Annotated in this window: 32 protein-coding genes and 1 riboswitch; of the genes, 25 read left to right on the plus strand and 7 right to left on the minus strand. The window is 34.1% G+C overall.

Annotated elements, in window-relative coordinates:
* Positions 1 to 174 precede the first annotated feature (174 nt).
* The 7 genes from I2E21_RS07645 to I2E21_RS07675 all read left to right on the plus strand — a co-directional run bounded on the left by I2E21_RS07645 (position 175) and on the right by I2E21_RS07675 (position 5,203).
* Positions 175 to 1,239, plus strand: coding sequence for a Dam family site-specific DNA-(adenine-N6)-methyltransferase (locus tag I2E21_RS07645; RefSeq protein ID WP_117951220.1), 1,065 nt, complete (start codon positions 175 to 177; stop codon positions 1,237 to 1,239).
* Positions 1,240 to 1,254: 15 nt separating this feature from the next.
* A complete protein-coding gene (locus tag I2E21_RS07650) occupies positions 1,255 to 1,407 on the plus strand; it encodes a hemagglutinin (RefSeq protein ID WP_117951219.1) in 153 nt (50 codons plus the stop codon).
* Positions 1,408 to 1,540: 133 nt separating this feature from the next.
* Positions 1,541 to 2,197 (plus strand): DNA mismatch repair protein MutH, encoded by a 657-nt coding sequence (locus tag I2E21_RS07655; RefSeq protein WP_117705104.1) that lies wholly within the window; start codon positions 1,541 to 1,543, stop codon positions 2,195 to 2,197.
* A 1-nt stretch (position 2,198) separates the two neighbouring features.
* Positions 2,199 to 2,738, plus strand: coding sequence for a hypothetical protein (locus I2E21_RS07660; RefSeq protein ID WP_117951218.1), 540 nt, complete (start codon positions 2,199 to 2,201; stop codon positions 2,736 to 2,738).
* Entirely contained in the window at positions 2,738 to 3,487 is a 750-nt protein-coding gene (locus tag I2E21_RS07665; RefSeq protein ID WP_199523050.1) for a DNA methyltransferase, read from the plus strand. Before I2E21_RS07660 ends, I2E21_RS07665 begins: the two co-directional genes overlap by 1 nt.
* Before the next feature lie 126 nt (positions 3,488 to 3,613).
* The gene (locus I2E21_RS07670; RefSeq protein WP_195410928.1) at positions 3,614 to 4,018 is read left to right on the plus strand and encodes a GNAT family N-acetyltransferase; all 405 of its coding nucleotides are present in this window, start codon (positions 3,614 to 3,616) and stop codon (positions 4,016 to 4,018) included.
* Positions 4,019 to 4,066: 48 nt separating this feature from the next.
* Positions 4,067 to 5,203, plus strand: coding sequence for a class I SAM-dependent methyltransferase (locus I2E21_RS07675; RefSeq protein WP_195410929.1), 1,137 nt, complete (start codon positions 4,067 to 4,069; stop codon positions 5,201 to 5,203).
* Positions 5,204 to 5,402: 199 nt separating this feature from the next.
* Here I2E21_RS07675 and I2E21_RS07680 read toward each other — a convergent pair whose 3' ends face one another.
* The gene (locus I2E21_RS07680) at positions 5,403 to 6,914 is read right to left on the minus strand and encodes a DUF6076 domain-containing protein (RefSeq protein ID WP_195410930.1); all 1,512 of its coding nucleotides are present in this window, start codon (positions 6,912 to 6,914) and stop codon (positions 5,403 to 5,405) included.
* Positions 6,915 to 7,044: 130 nt separating this feature from the next.
* Here I2E21_RS07680 and I2E21_RS07685 point away from each other — a divergent pair, with 130 nt between their 5' ends.
* From I2E21_RS07685 to I2E21_RS07705, 5 genes are all read left to right on the plus strand, one after another.
* Entirely contained in the window at positions 7,045 to 7,248 is a 204-nt protein-coding gene (locus I2E21_RS07685; protein ID WP_195410931.1) for a helix-turn-helix domain-containing protein, read from the plus strand.
* 6 nt (positions 7,249 to 7,254) lie between these two features.
* Positions 7,255 to 7,665, plus strand: coding sequence for a helix-turn-helix domain-containing protein (locus I2E21_RS07690; RefSeq protein WP_195410932.1), 411 nt, complete (start codon positions 7,255 to 7,257; stop codon positions 7,663 to 7,665).
* A gap of 124 nt (positions 7,666 to 7,789) precedes the next feature.
* Complete coding sequence (locus tag I2E21_RS07695; protein WP_021882778.1) at positions 7,790 to 8,191, plus strand: hypothetical protein; 402 nt, start codon at positions 7,790 to 7,792, stop codon at positions 8,189 to 8,191.
* Between the two features lie 3 nt (positions 8,192 to 8,194).
* Entirely contained in the window at positions 8,195 to 9,553 is a 1,359-nt protein-coding gene (mobP3, locus tag I2E21_RS07700) for a MobP3 family relaxase (RefSeq protein ID WP_021882777.1), read from the plus strand.
* 172 nt (positions 9,554 to 9,725) lie between these two features.
* Positions 9,726 to 10,943, plus strand: a complete 1,218-nt coding sequence (locus I2E21_RS07705; protein ID WP_195410933.1) for a site-specific integrase — start codon at positions 9,726 to 9,728, stop codon at positions 10,941 to 10,943.
* Between the two features lie 409 nt (positions 10,944 to 11,352).
* On the opposite strand, the gene I2E21_RS07710 is transcribed toward I2E21_RS07705, so the two are convergent.
* Entirely contained in the window at positions 11,353 to 11,640 is a 288-nt protein-coding gene (locus tag I2E21_RS07710; RefSeq protein ID WP_117911649.1) for a hypothetical protein, read from the minus strand.
* 990 nt (positions 11,641 to 12,630) lie between these two features.
* Here I2E21_RS07710 and I2E21_RS07715 point away from each other — a divergent pair.
* The 5 genes from I2E21_RS07715 (at position 12,631) to I2E21_RS07735 (ending at position 17,046) form a co-directional block, all read left to right on the plus strand.
* Entirely contained in the window at positions 12,631 to 13,833 is a 1,203-nt protein-coding gene (locus I2E21_RS07715) for a WYL domain-containing protein (RefSeq protein WP_118101739.1), read from the plus strand.
* Between the two features lie 20 nt (positions 13,834 to 13,853).
* Positions 13,854 to 14,390: a DUF4760 domain-containing protein gene (locus tag I2E21_RS07720; protein WP_021882772.1), complete on the plus strand. Its 537-nt coding sequence runs from the start codon at positions 13,854 to 13,856 to the stop codon at positions 14,388 to 14,390.
* 4 nt (positions 14,391 to 14,394) lie between these two features.
* Positions 14,395 to 14,796 (plus strand): DUF3232 domain-containing protein, encoded by a 402-nt coding sequence (locus I2E21_RS07725; RefSeq protein ID WP_021882771.1) that lies wholly within the window; start codon positions 14,395 to 14,397, stop codon positions 14,794 to 14,796.
* Between the two features lie 128 nt (positions 14,797 to 14,924).
* Complete coding sequence (locus tag I2E21_RS07730) at positions 14,925 to 16,112, plus strand: hypothetical protein (RefSeq protein ID WP_118101740.1); 1,188 nt, start codon at positions 14,925 to 14,927, stop codon at positions 16,110 to 16,112.
* A gap of 121 nt (positions 16,113 to 16,233) precedes the next feature.
* Positions 16,234 to 17,046 carry a hypothetical protein gene (locus tag I2E21_RS07735; protein WP_118101741.1) on the plus strand — a complete coding sequence of 271 codons (813 nt, stop codon included), beginning with the start codon at positions 16,234 to 16,236 and terminating at the stop codon, positions 17,044 to 17,046.
* Positions 17,047 to 18,720: 1,674 nt separating this feature from the next.
* On the opposite strand, the gene I2E21_RS07745 is transcribed toward I2E21_RS07735, so the two are convergent.
* The 5 genes from I2E21_RS07745 to I2E21_RS07765 all read right to left on the minus strand — a co-directional run bounded on the left by I2E21_RS07745 (position 18,721) and on the right by I2E21_RS07765 (position 21,145).
* Positions 18,721 to 19,278: a recombinase family protein gene (locus I2E21_RS07745; RefSeq protein ID WP_195410934.1), complete on the minus strand. Its 558-nt coding sequence runs from the start codon at positions 19,276 to 19,278 to the stop codon at positions 18,721 to 18,723.
* A gap of 183 nt (positions 19,279 to 19,461) precedes the next feature.
* Positions 19,462 to 19,662, minus strand: a complete 201-nt coding sequence (locus tag I2E21_RS07750; protein WP_195410935.1) for a hypothetical protein — start codon at positions 19,660 to 19,662, stop codon at positions 19,462 to 19,464.
* 45 nt (positions 19,663 to 19,707) lie between these two features.
* On the minus strand, positions 19,708 to 19,992 hold the full coding sequence (locus tag I2E21_RS07755; RefSeq protein ID WP_195410936.1) for a hypothetical protein: 285 nt from the start codon (positions 19,990 to 19,992) through the stop codon (positions 19,708 to 19,710).
* Positions 19,993 to 20,249: 257 nt separating this feature from the next.
* Complete coding sequence (locus I2E21_RS07760; RefSeq protein WP_195410937.1) at positions 20,250 to 20,741, minus strand: J domain-containing protein; 492 nt, start codon at positions 20,739 to 20,741, stop codon at positions 20,250 to 20,252.
* A 128-nt stretch (positions 20,742 to 20,869) separates the two neighbouring features.
* A complete protein-coding gene (locus tag I2E21_RS07765) occupies positions 20,870 to 21,145 on the minus strand; it encodes a hypothetical protein (protein WP_195410938.1) in 276 nt (91 codons plus the stop codon).
* 292 nt (positions 21,146 to 21,437) lie between these two features.
* On the opposite strand from I2E21_RS07765, the gene I2E21_RS07770 reads away from it, so the two are divergent.
* The 8 genes from I2E21_RS07770 to I2E21_RS07805 all read left to right on the plus strand — a co-directional run bounded on the left by I2E21_RS07770 (position 21,438) and on the right by I2E21_RS07805 (position 25,287).
* Complete coding sequence (locus I2E21_RS07770; protein ID WP_195410939.1) at positions 21,438 to 21,671, plus strand: helix-turn-helix transcriptional regulator; 234 nt, start codon at positions 21,438 to 21,440, stop codon at positions 21,669 to 21,671.
* 71 nt (positions 21,672 to 21,742) lie between these two features.
* Complete coding sequence (locus I2E21_RS07775; RefSeq protein WP_195410940.1) at positions 21,743 to 21,934, plus strand: hypothetical protein; 192 nt, start codon at positions 21,743 to 21,745, stop codon at positions 21,932 to 21,934.
* Positions 21,927 to 22,214, plus strand: coding sequence for a type II toxin-antitoxin system YafQ family toxin (locus I2E21_RS07780; protein ID WP_195410941.1), 288 nt, complete (start codon positions 21,927 to 21,929; stop codon positions 22,212 to 22,214). The genes I2E21_RS07775 and I2E21_RS07780 overlap by 8 nt, the downstream gene beginning before the upstream one ends.
* Positions 22,215 to 22,247: 33 nt before the next feature.
* The gene (locus I2E21_RS07785; RefSeq protein ID WP_195410942.1) at positions 22,248 to 22,406 is read left to right on the plus strand and encodes a hypothetical protein; all 159 of its coding nucleotides are present in this window, start codon (positions 22,248 to 22,250) and stop codon (positions 22,404 to 22,406) included.
* Between the two features lie 38 nt (positions 22,407 to 22,444).
* A riboswitch (SAM riboswitch) is annotated at positions 22,445 to 22,567 on the plus strand.
* 44 nt (positions 22,568 to 22,611) lie between these two features.
* Positions 22,612 to 22,929 (plus strand): hypothetical protein, encoded by a 318-nt coding sequence (locus tag I2E21_RS07790; protein ID WP_195410943.1) that lies wholly within the window; start codon positions 22,612 to 22,614, stop codon positions 22,927 to 22,929.
* Between the two features lie 789 nt (positions 22,930 to 23,718).
* Complete coding sequence (locus I2E21_RS07795) at positions 23,719 to 23,892, plus strand: hypothetical protein (protein ID WP_195410944.1); 174 nt, start codon at positions 23,719 to 23,721, stop codon at positions 23,890 to 23,892.
* A 77-nt stretch (positions 23,893 to 23,969) separates the two neighbouring features.
* Positions 23,970 to 24,605, plus strand: coding sequence for a hypothetical protein (locus I2E21_RS07800; RefSeq protein WP_195410945.1), 636 nt, complete (start codon positions 23,970 to 23,972; stop codon positions 24,603 to 24,605).
* Entirely contained in the window at positions 24,598 to 25,287 is a 690-nt protein-coding gene (locus I2E21_RS07805; RefSeq protein ID WP_195410946.1) for a hypothetical protein, read from the plus strand. The genes I2E21_RS07800 and I2E21_RS07805 overlap by 8 nt, the downstream gene beginning before the upstream one ends.
* The last annotated feature ends 31 nt before the right edge of the window (positions 25,288 to 25,318 follow it).

Here is a 25,318-nt window from a genome sequence, read left to right on the forward strand (position 1 = left end):
AGTATATCACCTGAAAATAGTGTGTTCAAGGAAAAAATAACTTTTACAAAAGAAAGTGAGTTTTTTCTTATGGATAAAGTACATAGATCTGAATTTTCTTTTTTATATAAAAATAGTATTGCTATTATTCCAGAATTAGAATATAATAAAAACAGTAATATTCGAGGTGATAGAATGCTTGCTTATATGACTGCTGGTGAAGCCGCAGAAAAATGGAGTATATCCCATAGGAGAGTTATAACTTTGTGTCAGGAAAACAGAATTCCCGATGTAGCTATGCTCGGAAATATGTGGATAATACCAAAGGACGCTGTAAAGCCTGTTGACGGAAGAACAATAAGATATGACAAGAAAAATCCTGCAAAACCCTTTGTGAAATGGGCAGGCGGTAAAGGACAGCTGTTGCCTACAATCAGAAAATTCTATCCTGCCGGAATGGGAACAACCATACGCAAATATTGTGAGCCTATGGTCGGAGCAGGAGCTGTGCTGTTTGATATTCTCAACACATATGAAATGGACGAGGTCTATATATGCGATACGAATGCCGAGCTTATGAACGCTTACAGAACAGTAAAAGAAAATGTAACTCAGTTAATAGAATTGCTGATGAAGTACGAAAACGAGCACCTTAAAAGAAATGACGAGGGCAGAAAAGAATACTACTATCAGCAGAGAGAGCAGTTCAACGCAGAAATTCAGAAACCGGATGAAAACAATTCGTTGTTGAGGGCAGCATTGTTTATCTACCTGAACAAGACCTGTTTCAACGGTTTGTATAGAGTCAACAGAAAAGGCTTGTATAATGTGCCGATGGGAGCTTATAAAAATCCGAAAATCTGCGATATTGATAACCTCAAAAAAACTTCAGAGCTTTTGCAATGCGTTACTATTCTGACAGCCGATTATACTTGCATTGAAAATGTAGTTGATGAAAACACTTTAGTATATTTCGATCCGCCATACAGACCGCTGACAAAGACGTCTGAATTTACGTCATACAATGTTGATGACTTTAATGATGAAGATCAGATTAAATTAGCCGAATTTATTAAATCACTTAAAACAGCGAAGGTAATGGCAAGTAATTCAGATCCGAAGAATGTAGATGAAAATGACGAATTCTTTGATGGCCTGTATGCCGGGCTTAACATAAATCGAGTGTCGGCAAACAGAGCTATTAACAGCAAAGGTAAAGGCAGAGGAAAAATAAATGAACTGTTGATTAAAAATTATTAAAAAAAGGGGGATGAAATGATGCCATATGGTGAATATGCAGAATGTCCAAACTGTGGTAAAATTGCTCACGGAGAAGAAGAGATAGAAGAGCTTTTTGGTTACAGAAATATGGGCGATGAAAAAATCATTCCCCAGTCTTGGTGCAAAGAATGTAGGAGTGATAGTTAAATCCCTAACAAAAGTGCTGATGGTGCAGAAAAAATTTTTCTGCACTATCAGATTAATACTTAATACCCTATATATGATTATTTGAACTGCGCAATATGTGCAGTTTGTTCCTTTGGAAAGAAGGTCAATAACTATGAAGTTAAAAGAAGCACAGGCAAAAATTAAAACCATTTGCAATATCCCTTTTGCGGATATTTTTGAAGAGTTAGATTTTCCTATGATTATCAAGAACAAAGGCAAAACCGGTCAATTACTGGAAATGGCTTTAGGAAAGAAACTTGATAATGCAAACATCGACTTTGAGGACGGAGAACTAAAGAGCAATAAATGTGATGCAACAGGTAGACCTCTTGAGACAGTTTTTATTACGCAAATTGCAAGTATTATTGACGAACTAATTGTTGAAAAACCGTTTGAAGAAACACACTTATACGAGAAAATCAACAATATGTTGTATGTACCTGTTTGCAAAGTCGGAGATCCGCATAACTGGATGTTTCTTGATGCAATTCATATTGATTTGTCAAAACCCGAGTTTTCTTCTCTTTTGAACATTTGGAGAGATGATTATTACTCTATTTGCAGACAGTTAAAAGAACACATTGAAACATCAAAGGATGGATTTATACATACATCAAACGGTAGGCATATTCAGGTTAGGAGCAAGGACTCTAAGCCTTATCATCCAATTTATTCAAAAATATACGGACGGAAAGTTTCAAACAAAAACCATGCTTTTTATTTTCAAAAGCAATTTGTTTATGATGTAAGAATTGCATATGGAGGTTAACATGGCATTGCATAATATTGAATACAATCTTCAATCTGATAATAGAACTGGCATCAGAATAGAAGTTGCTAAATTATTTACTTTAGAAGAACCCGGAATTGGTAAAGGTGAAAATTGTTCCAAATATCACTATATCGTAGAGCACTATGGTGAATATTCAATTGTTCTCAAAAGACCAACAGGTTTGAACAAGGATTTTGATTTTACGGTAAATATTAGTGGAATGTATTTTAAAAAGAATAGAAGGTATAGTAACCCTTCTCATAATGATATATTTAAAGTTTTAAACTATGTAAAAAACAACTATGAGCATGAATACGATATAGTTGCAAAGCAAATTATCAATATTTTTCAAATTAATGAATATAGTTTTAAGGTATTAGAAAATGTAGTTTTTCCGGATGGAGATGGAATATTAAGACCTATTGCAATTATTTTACTTGCCATTAAGTGGTTATTTATAGAGCAGGATATTACATATTGGAATTGGTCAGGAAGAAATATGTTATATAACCATCTTATAGAAATGGGGCTTGTATAGTGCCAAATAAAAAGATAACTAAATGGGAACCTGAAGATTTTGAATTGGAAATGACAACGCATTGGTCGTTTCCGAAACGTGGAGATTGGGCAACTCACGATGCAAAGTGGAGAGGTAACTGGTCGCCGTACATTCCTCGCAATATTCTTCTCCGCTATTCAAAAGAAGGAGATTTAGTGCTTGACCAGTTTGCAGGCGGCGGAACAACGCTTGTTGAAGCAAAGCTACTGAATCGTGATATAATCGGAGTGGATATTAACGATGTTGCTTTAGAACGGTGCAGAGAAAAGATTGATTTTGATTACGAACCTGCAACAGGAAAAGTGTATATAAAAAAAGGCGACGCACGAAATCTTGAGTTTATCCCGGATGAGAGTATTGACCTGATATGCACTCATCCACCCTACGCTAATATCATCAAATACAGCGACGGTATAGACGGAGATTTATCTCAGCTTAAAGTCAAGGATTTTCTTGAAGAAATGAAAAAGGTTGCAGCCGAAAGTTATCGGGTACTAAAGAAAGATAAGTTTTGTGCAGTGCTTATGGGAGATACCCGTCAGAAAGGGCATATGGTTCCGATGTCTTTTGAGGTAATGAAAATCTTTCAGGACGCAGGCTTTAAGCTAAAGGAAATCATCATAAAGGAACAGCATAATTGCAGGGCAACAGGTTATTGGAAAACAAACAGCGTGAAATATAACTTTTTGCTCATCGCACACGAGTATTTGTTTGTGTTTCATAAGTGACAAACTTTCATTACAAAATATTAAATGCAGTATATATTCTATTATAATATTTTGTAAATTGCATATTTATATGCAATTTTTTAGGATATATATATTATAGGTGAAAGGATTTATGGTGATGATTTAATGAAACATAATAAATTAAGAAAAACAGATTATTTAGTTTACAAAAACATTCCATGCTGTAATATGTCTGAAAAAGAGATTATTGACACATCAAATCTGTTTTCAGAACACTACGGTGTATGGTCTTCATATTGTCCAGACAGTTCCAAGTGTAATGAAAGAGTGAAATTTCCACCAAGTATGATAAAAAAGAATTTTGTAAATAAACCAGACAGATTTGTCGCAATGGTTTATTTTGAATCAAATCTTATTGGGCATGCTTTTTATATAAAAAGGAAAGGAGAAAAGACAAAAAATATTATCTGGATTCTTCAATTGGTTGTAGCAAAGCAATTTCGCGGTAATGGTATAGGCAGTAAACTTCTTCATTCTATATGGGGGTTGTCTGATTGTTACGCTTGGTGATTGTTCACTTCAAATCCAATGACAATCAAGGCATTAGAGAGAGCAACCATGAGAAAAGTAGATCCAAATACTATAAACAAAAAATTAGATAAATTAAAAAGTGTAGCATATGATATTTTTGATGACAGCTCATGGATAGATAATTATTCGTGTGGAATGGTAAATACTGAATTTTATGTTGATCATAAAGGCTTAAATAAACGCATTAAAAAAACATATAAGAGGGGAACTTTTCTTTTAAACAGAGAATTACCCGAAGGATACGAATGGTTGGCTTTTACTTTTAACTCCCAACCTCCACGAATTGATGATACACAACAATTGGATGCTTATCTAGAATATTCAAATGATATTATTCAGCAAGCTTATTCTATGATGAATATGCAAAATCACAAATGGACTTCACGCACAAAGGAAGAAATAGATTATCTTTGTGAAAAATATATCAAGAAGAATGATTCAGTAATTGATGTTGGTTGTGGTATTGGTAGACACACAATAGAATTAAATAAAAGAGGTATAAAAACCAAGGGAATTGATTTTTCAAAAGAAAATATCAAATCGGCTCAAAAAGCATATAATCCTGAGTGTTTTATTAGCGGAGATGTAAGGTCATATAAATTTAAAGAAAAATATGATGTAGCGATTGCTCTTTATGATGTTATTGGATCATTTCCCAACGACAAAGAGAACCTAAATTTATTGAAATCAATTAGAAAGATTTTAAATAATAAAGGTATCCTAATTATTTCTGTCATGAATATGACATATACAAAAAGAAAATGTTGGAATGTTCTTGAAGATATTGATGACAACATAGACGCACTATTAAAACTTCAAGGAACCAATACTATGCAAAAAACAGGAGATGTGTTTTCCGGTGATTCTATGTTAATCGATGATAAGTCCGGTATAGTGTATAGAAAGGAGCAATTTTTTAGTAAAAATAGTCTTCCTTGTGAATATATTATTAGAGACAGGCGTTATACTATAAAAGGAATAGATAACTTGCTTCAAAAAGCTGGTTTTCGTGTAATTGATTCATATTGTTTTAGCGCTAAAAACATGAGTCAAGAAGTGGATGAAATAAGTGGAAAAGAAATATTTGTTGTTGCTCAAAAGCAAAATAGTTTATCTTTATTATCTAGGAATACTTTTTTAATGCCACAAACATGGAAAAAGTAAAAGAAAAATATAGTGGTCGTAATATTTAAGGCAACAGCAATCGTGCTACTTGCGTTTCTCAGCAGGAGATCACGAAAATGTGGTTTCCTGTTTTTTACAATGTTGCACATTCAAAATCTGCGTCGCTATAAACAAAGATAAGCTAAGAAACCGCTGAAAAGTTTGTGTATCAAGTTGATTAAATTTTCTGGTCTGTATTTTAATGCTTTCTGTTCCTATTTGGGAAGCAACTCTCCATCCAATTGATAAAATCTTCCTCTGTAAGCTTACCATCAATACACTCATTCCTTTTAGTCATTGCCTGATATTTCCACTTTTTAAAATCCTTTTCAAGAATGGTATGAGCCTTAACTCTGGCGGAATATCTCTTGTAATATTTGTTATAAATCTTTATGGCGGCGTTGTCCGCCGTTTTCTTTTTGTAGTTTTCAAGTGCCATAATATCCTGACAGTTCCGAATTTCACCCTCGGCAATTCTGTCACAGTAGTTTGTGTTGTAGTTGCCCTTCATAATGAAATACTTGCCACAGCGTTTGCATTTTCTGAAACGAATATCCTGTTCAAGCATTTTTGTGAATTCAAGTTCAAGTGCTTTTCTGATGTTTCTGAATTTATAACTCGTATTAGGGGAAATAGGAAAACGGCAGAATACTTCCATTTCGGCATTACTTAAATTATATTTCTTTTGAAATTCCTTATGCTGTTCAGTCGGCTCATATTCATTCATAACTCTGCTGAGAAAATCCTCATGAGATAAATGAATCGGCAGGATTTTTCCATTTGGATTGCTTCTGCTGTAACTAAAATACTCCTCTCTTTGAATTGTCAGAGGTTGATTATGAATTATTTTATAAAGATAATACCTCTCAGCCGGCTTGATTTTCTCCATTACCTCCGGATAGAAGTCTTCGTCAAAGCAGAATTCTATTAGCTCCTTATACTCATTCTGTAATGTAATTAGATAGTTGTAATACCACTTCAAACCTTCAACGGGTAAGTTTTCTTTCAAAAACACAGGAGGACAAATTGCTGAGTATAAAGACGCATTTGCTATATTCTCAATGAAAAGCTTTCTGTCTGTATATTTGAAATACATTTCAACATTTTCCTGATTACAGTTGTATATTTTTTCAGGTTTTTCATTAAATTCAATGTGCCTTTTCTCTTCGCTGTTTTTAATGAATTTGTCAAAAGCAGAAACAAATCCGTAGCTTTCTTTAAATGGTGTTTTAAAGTCTGCATAGATAAAATCAAGAATTCCCTCACCTATTTGCAGGTCAATTACAGCACCGCTAAGCACATTATGAAGAGGCTCTTCTTTTTTAATTTCGTATTCATCTATAAGATCTTGAAAATACTTGTCACTATCAGCCCAGTCAATATTATATTTTGCAGAGAAATGTTTTCGCAAGGCTCTGTTTTTCTCTAAGCCTTCAACCCTACTCTGTTCATAATCAGCAATATCTTCATCAGACAAAATGTCAGGATGAACATTTCTAAGTGAGCGTTCGAGTTCTTCAAATTCATCAATAGCGTCCTTCATAGACAGGTCTTCATTAACCCTATCAACTTTGATTGAAAACAATTTCGAGTCAGGATCGAATGATGCAAAGTTAATGAAGAAATCATAGTACACATAGCTGTTGCTTTGCCTTGCAATATTATATTTTTCGTAATCCGTATGTTTATATTCCGAGTAATCTTTCTTCATAATCTGCTCCCAAAATTAGAAAATGTAAATGTTTTAGATTTTCGATAATCAACATCACTCCAACTAAGATTATACAATTCTATTGTCTGACTGTCAATTTTCTGTTATTTTAAAAGCAGAGGTGATTAATTTGAAACAAAGCGTTTACAAAAGTTATGATGAACTTCCGTTGTTTTTGAATGCCGTATTAATTGCAAAGGTGCTTGGGATTGCAGATTCATCTGCCTATGAACTTATGCATAGCAAGGACTTTCCTGTTATCAAAATCGGTTCAAGAATGGTAGTGCCAAAAGAAAATTTCATCAGTTGGATTGAAAGTCAACTGGGAAAGTGAGGACGAATGAATAATAGATTTTTTCCTATGCCATATGATATCTTCTGTTTAGGTTTAAGAATGCCGGAGATTGCTCTGTACTCATATCTGATGAGTTGTGAAAATCGTAAGAACTATACTTGCTATCCCAGCTACAAAACTATTGCAAGAACCTTAAACACTTCTGTAAATACGGTGCAGAAATATGTTAAAGCGCTTGAAGAAAAAGAATTGATTTCAACTGAACACACCAAGATTTTTACTCAAAACGGGTTGAAGTTAAACGGTAATTTACTCTATACGATCAAGCCCATCCAAACAGCGGTTGATCACTTTAATCAAAGCCAATTGGATAAGGCAATGCTTGAAAGTCAGAAGAACATAATCCAAAGAAAATTTCAAAAAGCAAGTGGCAACTGCGATTTTACACCGAATTAAGGGGAAATTATTTTAAGCAGGTTAAAGTGGGGCGTCTCCCCACGGTGTCACATCAGACGGCAGAGCCGACTGTTATGCGGTTTTGCAGTATGTCAAAAATCAGAATTTGAGGGGTCTATCAGAAATGAGCGAAAATAAAAAGAAATATGCCTATTGGATGAAACCTTCAATGGTAGAAGAAATGACAGAAATGCTTGATACAGCAAATGCAACTTCAAAAAGTGATTTTGTCTGTCAGGCTGTTCAGTTTTACATCGGTTATCTTCATCAGAAAAAATGTATTGATTATCTTTCGCCAATCCTTGCTCAGACCATTAAAAGTGAAATTGAAAGTGTTGAGAAAAATATTTCTGAGATGCTTTTTAAGGTGGCTGTAGAACAAGCAAAACTAAGTAATGTTATATCAGCAACAAATCAGATTGATAAAGTTTCATTGTCGGCGCTCAATAATCTCTGTGCGGAAGAAGTTGCAAGGAACAATGGCATTATAACTTTTGAAGATGCGTACAAATTCCAACGAGGTTAATCTATGCCGAAGATTATTTTTACAAGCCGATATATAAAAAATCCTGCATCATCAAATGCAGGTAAGCTGATAAAATATATGGGCACTCGTGAGGGTGTTGAAAAACTGCCAAACGGTATTGATAACTCCCCTGCAACTAAAACGCAAAATGATTTAATCTGCATTGCACTTAAAACTGTACCTGAAGCTTGGGATTATCCCGAGATGAAGTCTTATCTTGAAAATAAAACTAAGGTTAATGCAACGGAGTTTCTGAATGAATTCCTTGAACGCAACGCAGACAGGATAGACGGTGTTAAAAAGCTGGTAAACTATTATGCTGAAAGACCCGGTGTTGAGAAGTTAGGTAACCACGGATTGTTTTCTCAAACTGATAACAAGATAAATCTTGATGAGGTAGCGGATGAAGTTTCAAGTCACAATGGAATTGTGTGGACTCATGTCATTAGTCTTAAAAGAGAAGATGCTGAAAGACTTGGCTACAACAATGCAAATGCGTGGAAAAGTCTTGTGAGAAGAAATGTTTTAGAAATTGCCAAGGCTCATAAAATAGAGCCAAGCGATTTGCAATGGTACGGAGCATTTCATAACACAACACATCATCCTCACATACATCTGCTTGTTTATTCTAAATCAGGACAAGGATATCTTACTAACAATGGCATTGAGAGTATGCGTAGTTCATTCGGCAATGATATATTCAGAAATGAGCAATACAAGTTGTTTGAAATGCAGACAGAAATCCGTGATGAACTTAAAAATGAAGCAAAGAATGTAATTGATGATTTATTTTCAAATATTGATTCGGATGTTTATGTTTCCGATAAAATGGTTGAGCTGTTTAGAAAACTTGATGAACAGCTCAAAAGTTACAACGGCAGGTTGATGTATGGTTACCTTCCCAAATCAATCAAGGAAACCGTCAATAATATTGTGGCGGAAATTGCAAAGGATAAAAATCTTGAGTATCTCTATTTGAAGTGGAACGAAATCAACAGAGAAAAACTGTCATTATACTACGATAAAGAAAGGCCCGATATACCGCTTGAAGATAACAAGGAGTTCAGAAGTATTAAGAATTACATCTTGAAGTCGATTAGTTTATTATCCAAGGCAACTCCGACAATGGAAATTGATAAATCAAGTGTTGAGCAATCTGTTTCAGGAATAGTCTTCACACTCGCAAAATTGATTGCAAACAGTTGCAAGCGTAAACGAGCTAAATTATTCGGTCAGGTTGACAGCAAACTAAAATCTAAACTTGAAGAGAAAAAGGTTGCTCACGGACTTAAAACCGACAGAACAGTTAATCAGAATGAAATCGAAAATGACGAGGAGCAGGGATTTACAATGTCAATGTAATCCCTCTGTTGAGCCATATGTTGCCCGTGTTGCGATTTTATTGCATTCAGCAGGAAAGTAATCGAAAACAACAAATAAAAACGATGTGGGCGATTTTTGAGAAATTCAAATTTGGTCTGGATATTCAGATTGATTTATGGTATGTTGTTGTACTTGAAAAGGAGCTGATATTATGTCAACAAGGAAATTACTTACAAACGGCAACGCATTCAAGAGAACGGACAACCGCTGGGGTGGTGTTGTTTGGTATATGGATGAAAGCGGTGAGCGTAAAAGAAAAAGCTTTTCAGGTACGACAAAGGCTGAGGTCAACAAGAAGATGACGGAATATATTGCAGCGTTTAATGACTCAATAATTGAGTCGCAGGAAACAAAGAAAAGGCTTAGTGACAGTATGCAGAACTGGCTTGAGGTATTTAAGTTTCCATCTGTGGAACGCACTACATATGACCGGTATGAATGTACTGCGAAAAATCAAATCTATCCGTATATCGGCGATAAGGTAGTCGGAGATATCAAGTCGGCGGACATTAAAAAATTGCTCAATGACAAAATGAACGAGGGTTATGCTTACACAACAGTTAAGAAGGTTCATAATGTGCTGAATGAGTATTTCCGTTATCTTACTCAACAAGAGTATATTGACAGAAATCCTATGATAAGCGCTCCGATGATTAAGAAGAGCAACTTTCTGGCGGCGCAGGACAAAGAAAATCTTCCGACGAGCGAAACCATAACGATATTCACGTCGGAAGAGATTAAAATATTTAAAGATGAAGCGTTTAGTACATTCTCAAACGGCAAGAGAAAATATCAGCAAGTCGCCGCATACATTCTTATGCTGAACACAGGATTGAGAACAGGCGAAGCACTCGGACTACTTAACAGCGACATTGACCTTGACAATCGTGTAATGCACCTTAACAGAGGTGTTAAGGAAATATCAAAGCGTGACGGTGTCACAGCAGAAAAAGGACGAGAGGTTAAGGTCGGCAAGCTGAAAAGTGCCACAAGCAAACGAGATGTTCCGCTGAACGATACTGCAATAGAAATGATACTTGATTTAAGAAATGAATTCTACTTTGGAGAGGACTCACCGCTGATACCCGATGAAAACGGCAACTTTACCAGACCTGTAAATTTCAGAAAACGCTATTACAGAATTCTCAAAGCCGCAGGCATAGAAACCAAAGGCTTGCACTCACTCCGTCATACTTTTGCCACTAACCTCGTAAACGGCATAAAGCAAGCAGACGGTACAATAAAATCTCTGACTCCAAGACAGGTAGCCGACTTGCTCGGTCATACAACTTCTGAAATTACAGAAATGTATTATGTAAAAAGAGATTTGACAAAGTTGAATGGGATTACGGATGGGTTTAATCTGTAAAAAGGAACTTTTTTACAGATCGTATGAACCTCTTAAATGCAAAAACATGGTATTTTAAGGATTGTACTGTTGCCTTTATGCCCGAGATACATTCCAGAATTGAAAACTAACAGAAAGTTGCATGAACTTCAAAGGAAAAATCTCTGTGAAGTTACTAAGTCTTTCAGATAATTAGAATTTGTATTTGCCCTTTCTTGCAAACTTTGAGTATATAAAAGTGCTACACAAAACTAAAAATAATTACATCTCGGTTTGTGTTTTTCTTGGTAAAAATGCAGGCTCAATTTCCATATGCACTGAGATGTAGTGAAAGTTTTGTGTAACAGCAAATGAGCCGTGCTTTTTTCGTGCGTAGCTCTTTATGGCTTCGCATTTTTTATGTAATTATTATAGTTTTATGTACGGCGTTTTAAGGTTTTGATTCTCTTTCATTTTCCCTGATTATGTTTATAAAAATCACTCTGACCGCATAAGCAAGTTCTTCAACAAAAAAATCTTCCTCTTCAAAACGGAGATTCAATTCATCATTTCTTAGAGTGTTTTTTGCGTGGTAAATTTCTGACGTTGAATACTCGTTTTCAGTCGGGGCATTGTCCTGACGAATTTTTAAATAATTTTTACAGCGTTTTCCGTCCTCGCTGAATGCAAATGTGTAGTAATGCAGATTTTCGTTTGCTTCAAAGAAAAAGTCCTGCAAGCCGTCAGCACCTGAAAACTTTCTTGTGTATGAGTGAATTCCCTGTACTGTTTTGTAAATTTCTCTGTATTGATATTCTGAAAGAAATAAGTTGCAGTTAATGGCTCTGTAAATATTATTAAATTCGCTTGTGTAATAGTCCCAGCCTGTTTTTTGCCGACATCAGTACCGGGGATGTTGTTGAAATTATCGCTTTCTCTGAGCGCATAAATTATCTGAAGCAGTGGGTTCAGTATATCATTGATAATCATTTCGTTGCATTTGTTCTGCTCAATTTTTTGGAATTCTTTTGATTTATCAAATACTGTAATTCTTCTTCTTTCCATAACAATTCTCCTTTTCAAAAAATATTCTCAGATGAATCTGTTACCCGAACATATTCTCCTATCCTGATTAAAGCTCCTTTAAAGCTGCTTATAATAATATCCCAAAATTCTGAATAATCGGGATTGTCAAAGTTGCACACATATGCAAAAACATATTGACCGCAGCAGAGTGTTTCGAATTCCCACCCTTCCTTGTTATCGCTGACAAACAATAACGCTATAGTGTTGCCGGTTTCAATGACGTGATAAACAAGACAATCATATTCTTCTGCAAATCTGTCAACGACTTCAGCATACCTTTTATCGTAGTTAATGGTGTCAATAGTCCCCAGCAGACCTTTACAGGTTATGTATGAGTAATAAAGCTTATCCTCCTTAAAATATTTTAATATATATTCGGTCGCAGATTAAATGTTTTTGTTAATTCCTCCAATCTTTTAACAGTTTCTTCTTTCTTCGCTTCTTTTGAAATTTTGCTCATTTAAATTCCGCCTTCCTTAATTATTCATTTGTTCAGCTGACATTGACTATTATGCCAATCAGTCAGGCGGAGTTTTCCGCTTAAACTTAAATTTAAAATATTTTTTATTTAAAATTTTTGCAGAAAGTTGGAAAAAACCGAGCAAATGTGTGATATAATGAATTTGAAACGGAGGCAAGTAAAATGAAAGAACAAAAAGAGAGATTTTCAAAGCTTGAAAGAGCGTTCAAGATACTTGAATATTTAAAGTTGAATTCTGACAGCGAACACACTGTAACACAGGCGGCTTTAAGAAGAGAATCTGAAATCGAGCCGTATCTGGGTGACAAGGAAACCTATAACGACACGATTGTAAAAATGGCGATGGCTTTGAATTTTGATGAATACGGAGTAAAGTCTGAAAATGAATGGAAACTTATTTTTAAAGATTTCGTCAAAAAATTCGGGGCTGAATCGCTTGATGAAAGCGATTCAGAAGATGAATATGACGATAATCAGACAATGAGAATCCGAGGGTTGTATTATAATCATACTTTCACATATGAGGAAATTAACAGTATGATTGAAAGTATTTTGTTTTCAAAAACAATAGATACGGAATCTGCAAACAAGATTATTAAAAAAATAGAAAATAACCTGACAACCAAATTCTATAAAAAAGGTGCAAAGAATATTTGCAGAATAAAAGAGCCTGTGCTTGTCGACAGAGAAATCCTGCGTGAAAATCTGCTGAAGATTCAGCATGCAATAGATGACGGTGTGCAAATAAGCTTTACTTTTAACGGCTATGACAAGTACAAAAAGCTTGTGCCGAATCACAATAAGAAAGATACGGTCAGTCCTTATTATATTGTTGCAAGCGGCGGAAGATACTATCTACTAGCTTGTAAAGAGCTTGTGTTTAGCGAGAAAACAATCACAAATATGTCGATATGGCGTATTGATTTAATGTCGGAAATTGAAATCCCCGGGAGAGATGAAAAACATAATATAAACGGTATTCCGTCAGTCAGCAAGTGGAAGGTTGATAATCTTCCTCAGTCGTGGAGCGAAGATTTTCAGTTATCTCATTTGAATATGTCTTTTGATAATCCTGTAAAGATTAAATTGAGAATAAAAAGTCCAAAAGAAAAAAATAATCCGTCAAAGCCTTTGCGTGCTGATTACACTTTTATGTACGATTGGTTTGGTGATACATTTAAATACATAAGAACAGAAGAATCAGAACCATATGACGATATAGTTGAAGTTAAGTGCAGTCCGTACGCTATGGCAAATTGGGCGTTCCAGTACAGCGACAGAGTAGAGATAATTGAACCTGAATCGGTCAGAAATATGGTAATAGAAAAGGTTATGAGTCTTAATAAAAAATATATAGAAAAGTAAATTTACAAAGGAGTGTAGAAATGGAACTTATAATATCAATTATAGCAGTTATAATTTCCTTTGTAACCTTTCTTTATACTGTGTTAGTTGAATACAGGGGCGAACAAAGGGAAAAGAAACAGTCAACATTAGAGGCGTTGAATTTGTTACAGGAACAGGTTTTTGACAAATTAAATGAATATACCTTTGCAGAAATAAAGGATATTTCGGACAAATGGAATGAGTCGGCAGAAGAGAAAAGAAAATTTGTCACTGCGAAAAAAGGAACAGCAACTGAATTCTGGAACACTCATCATGAGTATGATAATACTATTAATGAATACAGGGTTCTGTCGGGGTACTTGGCAAGAATAGAGCATTTTTCATTGGGGGTAAATACCGGAATATATGATGTTAAAGTTACGGAAAGAGCGGCGACATCGTATTTAACAATGTTGTATAAAAAGCTTGAACCACTGATACTGACGAAAAATAATAGCAATAATTCTTCATATGAAAATAAATATCATAAAGAGTTTGGCAAATTGGTAACTGCCTTAACAAAATTGGAGGCATAAAAATATGTCAATAAAGGAGCTTATGATGATTAACGAGGAAACAATATTAAGTCTTTTGAAAATTTACAAGGATGATGAAAAAATACTGAACACTATTCAAAGGTGTCTTATCTCCTTTGAGGAATATCACAGTCAGATTTATAAACTTGAAATATGTATGAAAATCTTTTCAAACGGCAATGTTGATAAAGATAATTATAAAATTAAAATTGAAGAGCTTGATAAATCAAGAACTACATACCATAACGCTTTATTGGGTAATGTTAATGTGCTTAACAGACTGGCAGAGAAAAACACTTTACCGCCTTTTTATGACGGAAAAGTGTCGCAGGATAGACCGTATCGCAGAGAGGTTGCAAACGGTGTTTTGCAATATGTTGAGAAAATAGTTAAAAACAGATGTTAATAAATTCAATAATATATTATTCAAGCGGAAAAAGCCGAGCAAATATTTGATAGAATGAAGTTATTGATTGATTAAGCAGTCAGATTTAATGTATTTATACTTTAAAAATAAATTGAGGAGAAATTAAAATGGGATATGACAGAATTGAAACATTCGTTAAAAACGAAGAAAAACCATATGAATACTGCTTGGATTTTGAATACGGTAATTCAGCCTATGAAGCACTTAATCCGATAGAAAGGTATCTTGCCTATAAATCAACAGGCGTAAAGATTGATAAAGATAAACAAAACCTTAGTAATGCCGAAAAGTTTTGTCTGAATAGCCTGAACACATACGGTGATATTCCCGATTGTGATGGCTCTGACGGAAGAAATGCGCTTACCCTTGATGTTTATAAAAAACTCTGGAATTGGGAAAAGGGATATTATTCCTCAGGTGTAATTTCAACTCCGAATTTTCATGGCGAGTTTGGCGGAGATACGATGAATTCAATGCAGACGACTTTTAATGTATTAATGGGTTATGCTCTGAGCAAATCTGAAAACAGTAATTTAAGTCAGTATCAAAAGAATAATTACAGCTTTATGGACTGCTTACAGATATATTGTAATTATCCAAAAGAACTTCTTTTTGAACTTCAAAAAGAGCCTTACTTTATTCGATTTGCTGATTTATATCATACGATAGGAAATATGGTGCTTGTTCCTCGTCGCTTTAACAGTGGTAGATACGGAAAAACTTTTGATTTTTGGGATTCTTCTTTAGTATGGCTCAAAAATGACGGCTTTGCATACGGTAATCAGCTTTTGTTTGATAAGCGTAATTTCACTAAATATATAAATTACTTCTATTTATGGGATTATGTGGAAAGTGTAAATGGAGAATATAGGGTCAAGCCTTTGTTTAATTCTCACAGTAATATTGAGAACGGTAATGTCTATAATTCCTTGCCTTGGACAAATATCAGTAATGAACAGGATTTAAAGCAGTTTTTAAAAAATGCCTGTGAAAACATAAGTAAGCGTGGTTCCTTTATGTCAATTCTTATGAGGCTTAGAAGCGCTGATAATCCAAAGCTAAAAGAAATATCCGATGAATATTTCAATATTATTCAAGGTGACTTCCTTCATAATGTGCATATGGATGGCTATAATGATGCAGTGACAATACTTTTGAGATTGTTGGAAAACTTTGATGATAAAAACGACAAAGATTATAAGCTTTTGTATGATGGGATTATGTCATTATATAAATTAAACGTGAATTCTGACAGAGAAAGTATAAGCAAATCAGCTGTGCATAATTTCAATTAAAAGGGAAAAACAAGAAGAGAGTGAAAATTCATCGTATAACGACACTTCGTCAGTTATGGGATGAAATAGGAATAGAACATTGGACATATGCTGTAGAAGGAATTAACGAGGAGAAATAAAAATGCGTGCTGTTTACAAAATATTTTTATATGTATTAATTATTGCTGTTGCACTTTTTAGCTGTTCTTGCGGCGATGAAAGTTCTGAATTGCAGGAAACAACTGTAACGCAGGTAATACCGTCAACAAAAGCAACAGAAGCTCAAACGACAGAGCTAACTACAGTTCAGGAAACAACTAAAAAAACTGAGCCTGAAACTGAGAGTGCGACAGAGAAGGGTGTAAGTAATGCTGAAAATAGAGAAAAAACTGTAGCTCTTAACAATGAATATACCACTCGTTATCAGGAAGTGAATCAGGTTACATATCCTCCATTTGTATTTAATTATCCCGATAATTGGAGCGTTACAAAAGAAGAATGCGATCAGCAGGAGGAGCTTGTTACTCTCGAAAACGATGGAGGTGCAAGCGTGACATTTTTACATTACTCAGGTGAATTACAGGGTGGCGGCAGCGGAGTTTATATGAATAAAGAAGAAATCAGTAAAGTTGCTTCTTCACAATTTATTCCGGGTTTTGTACAGGCAACAGACCATAGTTCACTTGGTGAATTTATGGTAGCAAGGATAAAAACAATAGGAAAACTAAATATGCAAACCGACAGAGAGTACAAAGAGGTTGATGGAAATGTTGCATATGCTGTACTTCCCGTTAGTGAAGAGGGCATAAGAGAGGGTGTAAGAAGAGCAATAAGCGGTGAATATACCTTCTGGTATTCAAGTACAATTTCATTTACTGCTTCCACCTCAGAAGAATTTACACCGCAGGAAGAAAAGGAGGTTATCGCAATACTCAGCAGTTTCAGAATAGCATAATTTTATAATAACATGATACGAGGGTTACATGTTATTTGCAGTTACTATTAATATGAAGATGCCCCTTGCCCAATACACTCTCTGGCATTATCGGTGACAGAAGTTTAAGTCTGCGATTAGCCTCCAATAATAACCATTCTGATGATTTTAAAAAGCAGCTCAGAAGTGATATAGCCAACATAGTGCGTAGCTATGAAAAAGCAAAAACAATGTGAACATTGCAGTGCTAAAGGAGAACTTAGAAAGGATTTACCGTGGGCAAAAATCTTATGTGATGACTGCTATGAAAAGTCTGATAAAAAGTACTCACCTAACAGATAACCTTTACAAAAGACAAGATGATTGAGAACAGGTGGAAGTTATGTTAATTCACGAAGAAAACCTCTGTAATATTAATTAGATGCAAATTGGCAAAACTACCTTTTGTTCTATTTATGAGTGTAAAAAGGCCATTCTAAAAGTTGAACTGCAGGATTATTCATGAATGTGAAATATATAGTATATTCAGCGGGACACATTTATAAATCAAAATATGCTACGCTGTAAACAAAGAAAAGGCTTTGGAAAATTAATTTTTCTCAAAGCCTAAATTTATTGGTCATTCGATATTCTTGACGATATAATGAAGCTGACATTATAATACCGTGGTAGATGTGATAATTTTTGATGCTATTTTGATGATGTAGCAGACGGAAACGTTGGTATTATTAGCGCCGGTTGAACATTTTGATGTCTGAAATGAGCTTCAAAAGCGGAAAATCAGACCGTGCTCCGTACATAAAAATATATCAAGAAACGGCTTAAACGCAGTGTTTAAGCCGTTTCTTGATGGCAGGGGCAGAAGGACTTGAACCCTCGGCACGCGGTTTTGGAGACGCAAAAACATATTTTTACAAGAGTTTATCTTGTGTTATTTTATGTTATATAGTTGAAAAAGTGCAATAAAACTCTGATTTTATTACTTTTTTTAGAAACACATTTATATTACGCTGCATTTTTTCTGCAAAAGTGTTAGAAAAAGTGTTAGAAAAAAACTAAAATTGTGTTAGAAAGATTTTATAGGTTAATCCGGTCAATCAATCTGATTTTTATATTCTTTTTCGTTTGTTAAATAATAGTTTGCAAAGGAAAAAGACTATAAGGCAACTTTATGTATTGCCGCTGTAAATTTATTTAGTTTTATCGTGTGCGATTATGTCCTCAACCTCACAGTTAAGAATAAAGCATAAAGTATCAAGTGTTTTTGTTGTTATTGGTAAGCCTTTTTTGATTCGGTGCAAGGTATTTGCAGATATACCTTTCTTTTATATATCTGCGTTTGCTATCTCGGATTTTTATTTCTTGATTGCAAAACGGACAAATTACAGGATAATCAAGATTTTGAACCGTTATATATAATATTTGTTCTAATGGAATACTAAATGAAAGACTATGTTTTTTAATTACTATTGGTTTCTCATTCGTTTTTTTAATTATCAAGTTGTAATTATGGATTATTAACATTTTCGGTCTCCTTTGAAATCTCGGTTAGAGTGAAGAGTAGCACATTATACTATACGGATAGGCGGATTTTTATTTCAAAATGTAAACTACCCCCACCATATGCAACCTACCCACCATATACAAAGAATAAGCAGCGATATAATATTACCGCTGCAAATCTTATACTATTTATTATTGTTGTTGATATTCTTTTATGAGTTTGTCAAGTGTCGGACGGCTGATATTTAATTCTTTTGCAAGCTCTGATTTGCTTATTTCTCTTGAAATATATCTTTGATAATGTTTATTAAAATCCGGGATTGATACAGCTTTACGCCCTTTATATTTACCTTCACGCTTTGCAATGGCTATACCCTCTTTTTGTCTCTCTAATAGGTTTGTACGCTCGAATTCGTTAATTGCCCCTATCATTGTAAGCATTAACTTTCCGGTCGGTGTGCTACTGTCAATGTTTTCTTTGTTGCTTATTAGTGTAATTCCTTTACTGTTTAGTAGTTCCACAATGTCAAGTAAATCTTTTGTTGACCGTGCAAGCCTTGAAAAGTCGTGTATATGTATCGTGTCGCCCTCTCTTGCAAAGTCAAGCATTTCTTTTAATTTTGGGCGGTTTGTGTCTTTGCCTGATACCTTTTCAATGAACCACTTTTCTATATTGTACCGCTGCATAGCTTCAATTTGCCGCTGCTCGTTCTGGTCTATGCTTGATACTCTAATATAAGCTATTTGCATATTGTACCTCCTGCAATGTAAATTTAATATTATAATGTGCTTTACAAAATGTAAAATAAATGTTTTTGCAATTCTATTTTTACAATTATATTATACCATCTAAATGTAAAAATAAAGTGTACCCTATTTGTATTTAATAATGCAAATATTAGGCGGCATATTTCAACCGCCATAATTATATATTTATTTGACTGTCTTAATTATTGTTATCTTCAAGAGTTTTAAGAACCAAGCCGGTGCATAAAAGATATTTGTTGCAATTTTGCCGACAACATTCTGACCGTCAACAAATTTTGTTTGCATTTCTTTTGTAGTCATAGCTTTTGAAACAATGCAATTAAAAGCAAGCCACAAAAGAATAATTAAAAATACTATGATATTCATTTAATGTACCTCCTGCCCGTAATGCTGTTAGCACAGCTTTAATTATCAATAATATCTTTGTGTTGGCGTGTCAATATCAACCGCAAAATGTGATATTGTTGCCGCTGCTATTGGTTTTATATATTCTCTTAATTCGTTGAGTGAAAAACCATAAGGGAAGCCGGTTTCAAGCGGTATAAGTATTTCAGCCTTATCAAAAATGATGTGCAACTGTTTTAATGATGGGTATTGTTTTCTTATTTCCTGAACGATAATATCAATGTTGGTGTTTTCATCTGTGTTAATTGAAATAAATTGTTTGTTGTCATCTTTGTTTGTGAATGTAATCATTTTTAAATTCTCCTTATTTAACAGTGTTTATAATAATAAATTTTAATCCTTTGAGTAACCACGCAATACTATAAAAAGCATTAGCGGCTATTTTACCGACAATACATTGACCATCTATAAATCGTGTTTTCATTTCTTTAGCGGTCAGCATCTTTGATGTTACAATATTAAATGCAAGATACAAGCATATAATAATAATTAAAATATTCACAATAATATACCTTTCTGCCCGTATTGCCGATAGCACAGCATAATAATTATATAATTGATAATTTTAATTGTGGCTCTGATTTAATTGTTTCAGAACCATATAAATCACGGATTTCATCGAGTGAATATGTTTTCTTGCTTGATTTCTTGTAGTCTGCTGTGTGGTAATACCAAGCACATTTTGACTTGCTCCATCTGAAATGTAAGCCCTTTAATACTTCTTTGTGTTCTTTTGTATTTCCTGTTATCCATAGCCAAGAGCCGCACAATTCAATATTGATGCCTTCAAGATTTATAAGAGCGTTGATTATATTTTTGAACTCGTCCGGCGTTTCGGTTGTTTCCTTGCTTGCCGTGTATGTCTTGCCCTCTGCTGTTGCGTGTGTGTTTTTTAACTTTGCAAATAGTATATCATACTCGTTGTTGATTCCCTGCATATCGGCTGTGTTGCCGCCTAAATCGGGATGATGTTTTAATGCAAGTTTTTTATACTGCTGTTTTAATTCTTCAAGCGTTGAAGGATTGTTAAACCATTTCATTTTTTTATGCTCCTTTTTATTGATTTTCGGAGCAGCTACGAGTATAATATATATTGTAACTGCTCCGCTGGTTTGGTGTGGTTGCTTGCCCTTGCTTTTAACTTGCCGGTTTTAGCAAGGGCTTTTCATTAAGCTATTGAAAATCTACGGCTTGATGTCTGCTTTGTGTACTGCTTGTACATTTCGGCGTGTTCCTTTTTGAATGTCGTTGTGTCAAATCTGTTTGAAAGAACGGAAGTCCAGTGGCAAATATAACGCCCTGCGGTCATTTCCTCGGTATTGCGTGCAAGCATTTCGGCTTTGATTTCGTCCTTGAGGCTTTCAACCTGTGCCTTTGCTTCCTCTAAAAGCTCCTCCCATTCCTTTAATGCTACGATTTTCTTTTCCATTTCGTTAATGCTCATAATTTGTAATCTCCTTTAATTTTTTTATTTGCGCCGCTTGCCTTGCCCTGTCTTATGCGCTGTCAGGTGTAACGTAATCGCAAGATAACGAGCCGTTTGTCATCGGGTGTTCGCTTTCCCTTTCACTGTCTATATTATACACCGAAATCCGTGAATAGTCAATGTGTTAAACTGCACAAACATTCACCGAATTTAATGTATAATTTGTACATTGAAATTCGTGCATATTTGTGCTATAATGTGTATAGTGGAATAGAGGGCTTATAAATTTCAGCCCAGAAAGGAGCATAATATGTCATTAAGCTATGAAAAATTATTTATATTGATGAAAGAAAAAGGTCTAACAACATATAGAATAAGAAAAAAAAATATAATATCTCAAAGTGCATTATCAGCATTGAAAAATGGTAAAAGCGTAACGACTGAAACCATTGAAAAATTGTGTAGAGCATTAGGATGTCAACCCGGAGATATTATGTCATATATAGATGATAAGCAAGAAAATTTTTTTGACGATAAGAAATAATTTTGAGCAATTCAAAAATCAACAACTAAATTCTATTTTTATTTTAATTTTGTTAGTTTGGAGGTATTATTATGAGTAACAGAGAAATAGCAATGAACATTGTTAATACATTGACCGATGAGCAAATAGAGGCTTTTATTACTCTTTTTGCCTCCGAAAATGCACAGGCAATGATGGAGACTGAAAAAATTGCAAATGACCCGAACAGAAAACATTATAACAGTTTTAACGAGATAAAGAAGGAAATATTTGCAAATGAGTAAGAAATACAAAATTGATTTTACCTCTGCATTTTCAAAGGATTTGAAGAAAATCAAGAAAAGAGGATATAATATTGACTTGCTGGAGTCGGTAGTTGATAAATTGCAAACAGGCGAACAGCTCGAACCAAAGTATAAAGACCATTTGCTAACTGGTAATTGGAAGGGCTTTAGAGAATGTCATATCCAGCCTGACTGGTTACTTGTTTACAGAATTTACGATGATAAATTGTTGTTAGTTCTGACTCGCACAGGTACACATAGCAATTTAAGATTAACATAGTTAGTTTTGCAAAACAGATAGGAGTAATGATAAATGAAAAACAAGAGTTTACAACATCCATTCCCGACTTTTGCTGACAAATTTTTTGACAAGAACAAGGACGGCAAGCTCGGAACGGTAGAAACCATTTTTAGAGACGCTTATATTAACGAATCCAAGAAAAAGCAAAGTGATTTCAAAAACAAAAAGTAATTGCTTGACAAATTAAGATATTACATCTATACTAAACATATCCATAAAGAGTGCGTAAGGGAGCAAGCCCAATGACCGCACACCAACCTACCGATAGGCAAGGTGGTAATGCTTGACCGATGGAATATATAAAAATCTATCCCCATCGGAAACGATGGGGATTTTTTCTGCACTCTTTATGTAAAACTTAAAGGAGTGTTAATTGATGACAAAAAGAAATTTATCGGAGCTGTTGAAATTCGAGGGTTTAATTTACATTTACCTGAAAGATTCAAAAATTTGCAAAAGGTTTTATAGTCAAGCTGAATCTGAAGGCTTTATGTTCGGAGATGGTAAACCGACAGAAAAGCACACAACAGATTTAGTGAGATTGTATAACGATAAGCGAATCAGTTATTGTTCTACGAATGGGCGAATTGCCTTCGGCAGAGGTAAAGGCACAAGTGGAAATATATTAAGAATGGATTATTCAAAATTTATATCCGGTGAAAATTATTACTTGTTCCGCTGCGATAACAAATAAATTAGAATGCCCCATACAATCCGAGAATTGACCTGTATGGGGATTTTTATGCTTATTTGTAAAATTTCATCACTAACAAAATAATGCGATACAATCGGAATAACACGATGATTTTATTGTCGTAAAATTTGTATCAATTCTGGGCGGTTCAGTAAAGACAATTCCTGATTTCATCAATTCAATAATAGTATTATTCAAATAAAGATAAACCTATTTGTGCATCATTACTATATGATTAACCATAGAGAAGCAAATTGGTTTATCTCATACAATTTCTTATTTATATATAATACAATAATATATATAAGAATCGTATTAAATAAGGAATTGTATGTAAATCAATATTATTCTTAATTTCTATAAGAATAATGAATAGTATATAAGTAATACTATACATAAAGGCGTATTATTGCTGTATGGTAATTCCGCATATCAAACTATTGGTTACTATTGACATAGTTACAACCTATGTTGCACTATAAATTTATTGATACTATACAATATTTTTGATTTTTGCTATTGACAAATCAAAAAGATATGTTATAATAAAGAAAATTAAATCAATCTTAACCGCAATGTGCGGAGTGATTTCCTTCATATTTAAGTATGTTAAGGCTGTGCTTGATTGAGTATAGAATGTTAGCCGATTTTGGCTAATAAAAAAAATCATACCAAGTCTATATTTTGAAAAAATTAGACTTGATATTGATTTGATTCTGTATTCAATTCTGCATAGCCTTTTTTGCGTTTATGCGGAAAATTTCAAAAAAAAGAAAGGATGTATAAGCAATGACAGAAAGAACTCTACGAAACAGAATGAAAAACGAGGGTTACAGATTGAGAAAAGGTCGTGATGCTTACGGTATGATAGGCTATCAGATTATCGACTGCAACTATATTATAATTGCCGGCGAACACTTTGAGCTGGATTTATATGATGTTATTGATTTTCTAAATAAATAAGCGTGTATTTTAGTTGATTTACTCAATTTATATTTCCAAAATTCAAATGTTAAAAATTTTTCAAAGGAGCAAACGAAATGAACGGAAAAAGTCAAATGATAACACAGTCAACAATCCTTGCTATGGGTTGGACAAAAACAATGATTAAAAACCTGTTGCCTGAACCAACGGAAAGACCGAATCCGCATTACAAGTGTGCCGCCCCTATGAAATTATGGGAGCAAGGAAAAGTGCTTGAAATAATGGAAACGGAAGATTTTAAAAGGGCATTGGAGAAAGCAAGTAAAAGGAAAAATGCAGCGAAATCAGCGGCAAAGACAAAGGAAAATTTATTATTAAATGAAATAAACAAATTGGTTGAAAATATAGAAATCAAAGTAATACCCGATGATAAACTTATCAAAAAGACGGTTGCGGCTAAAAATTTATGGTATAGCTATCAAGACGATATGCGAGGAACTTTTTATGAACATCGGGTTAATTGTAATAATATTGACGATTATACTTTAGCAAGATGGATAGTAAATTATATTCGACATAATTTAGTAAAGTATGACCAAACCATAGAAAACCTAAAAGGCAAAATCGGCAAAGATAAAGCATATTTTGTATTCAAAAAAGCCGTACTTGATAAGATAGCCTCTGTATATCCGAAGTATGCCGCTGAATGTCAAAAGCAAGCGGAAGCAATAGGAGTTGCTTGTTATGCCTGATATTCCATTCAGAACAAGTTGCACAGACTGCAAATTTTATGATTTCAAATGTTTACTTGATGTGAACAGTAGGATGGTTAAAAAGAGATGTTATATTGATACAATAGCGGAAAAGTTAAAAATTAAACCAAAAACAGTTGTTGCAAGATGTAATTCGGTTTTAAGAAAAATTGGTATGGATAATTTCTCATTTATACCCAAAACAAAAGAGGAAGGATGGTTCAATAAAGAAGAATGGACAATTTTAAGCAATACGCAGAGAATACAAAAAATAGATAATATGTTATACTATTTATCTAATCAGTTATCAGATGATACTCTTCCTGATGTAGATTTACCAACATTTTCCGAAATAAAAGTAGTTGTTGCTATATTGAACTGCTATTTTTCAGCGTGGAAAGATGAGCAATATATTCGTTGTGTTGGTTGCGGCGAACTGATTAAAAACAGCAAACAGCGAAATCGGAAATATTGTGATAACTGCAAAGTAAATAGCAGAAAAACTAATAATAAATCCGAAATCTTAAAGACTTGTATTGACTGTGGGGTGAAATTTTATCCGAATAGTAATCGAGAAGTAAGATGTATAGACTGCCAAATCAAGGCTAATAAAGCATCTGCAAGAGAACGAGCAAGACGATACAGAGAAAGAAAGCGTAACGGTTTAGAAAGCAAAAGTTAAAGACATAAAACCGTAAAAACGCCTATAATAA

The sequence above is a fragment of the Ruminococcus sp. BSD2780120874_150323_B10 genome, assembly GCF_015553695.1.
GTDB lineage: Bacteria > Bacillota > Clostridia > Oscillospirales > Acutalibacteraceae > Ruminococcoides > Ruminococcoides intestinale_A.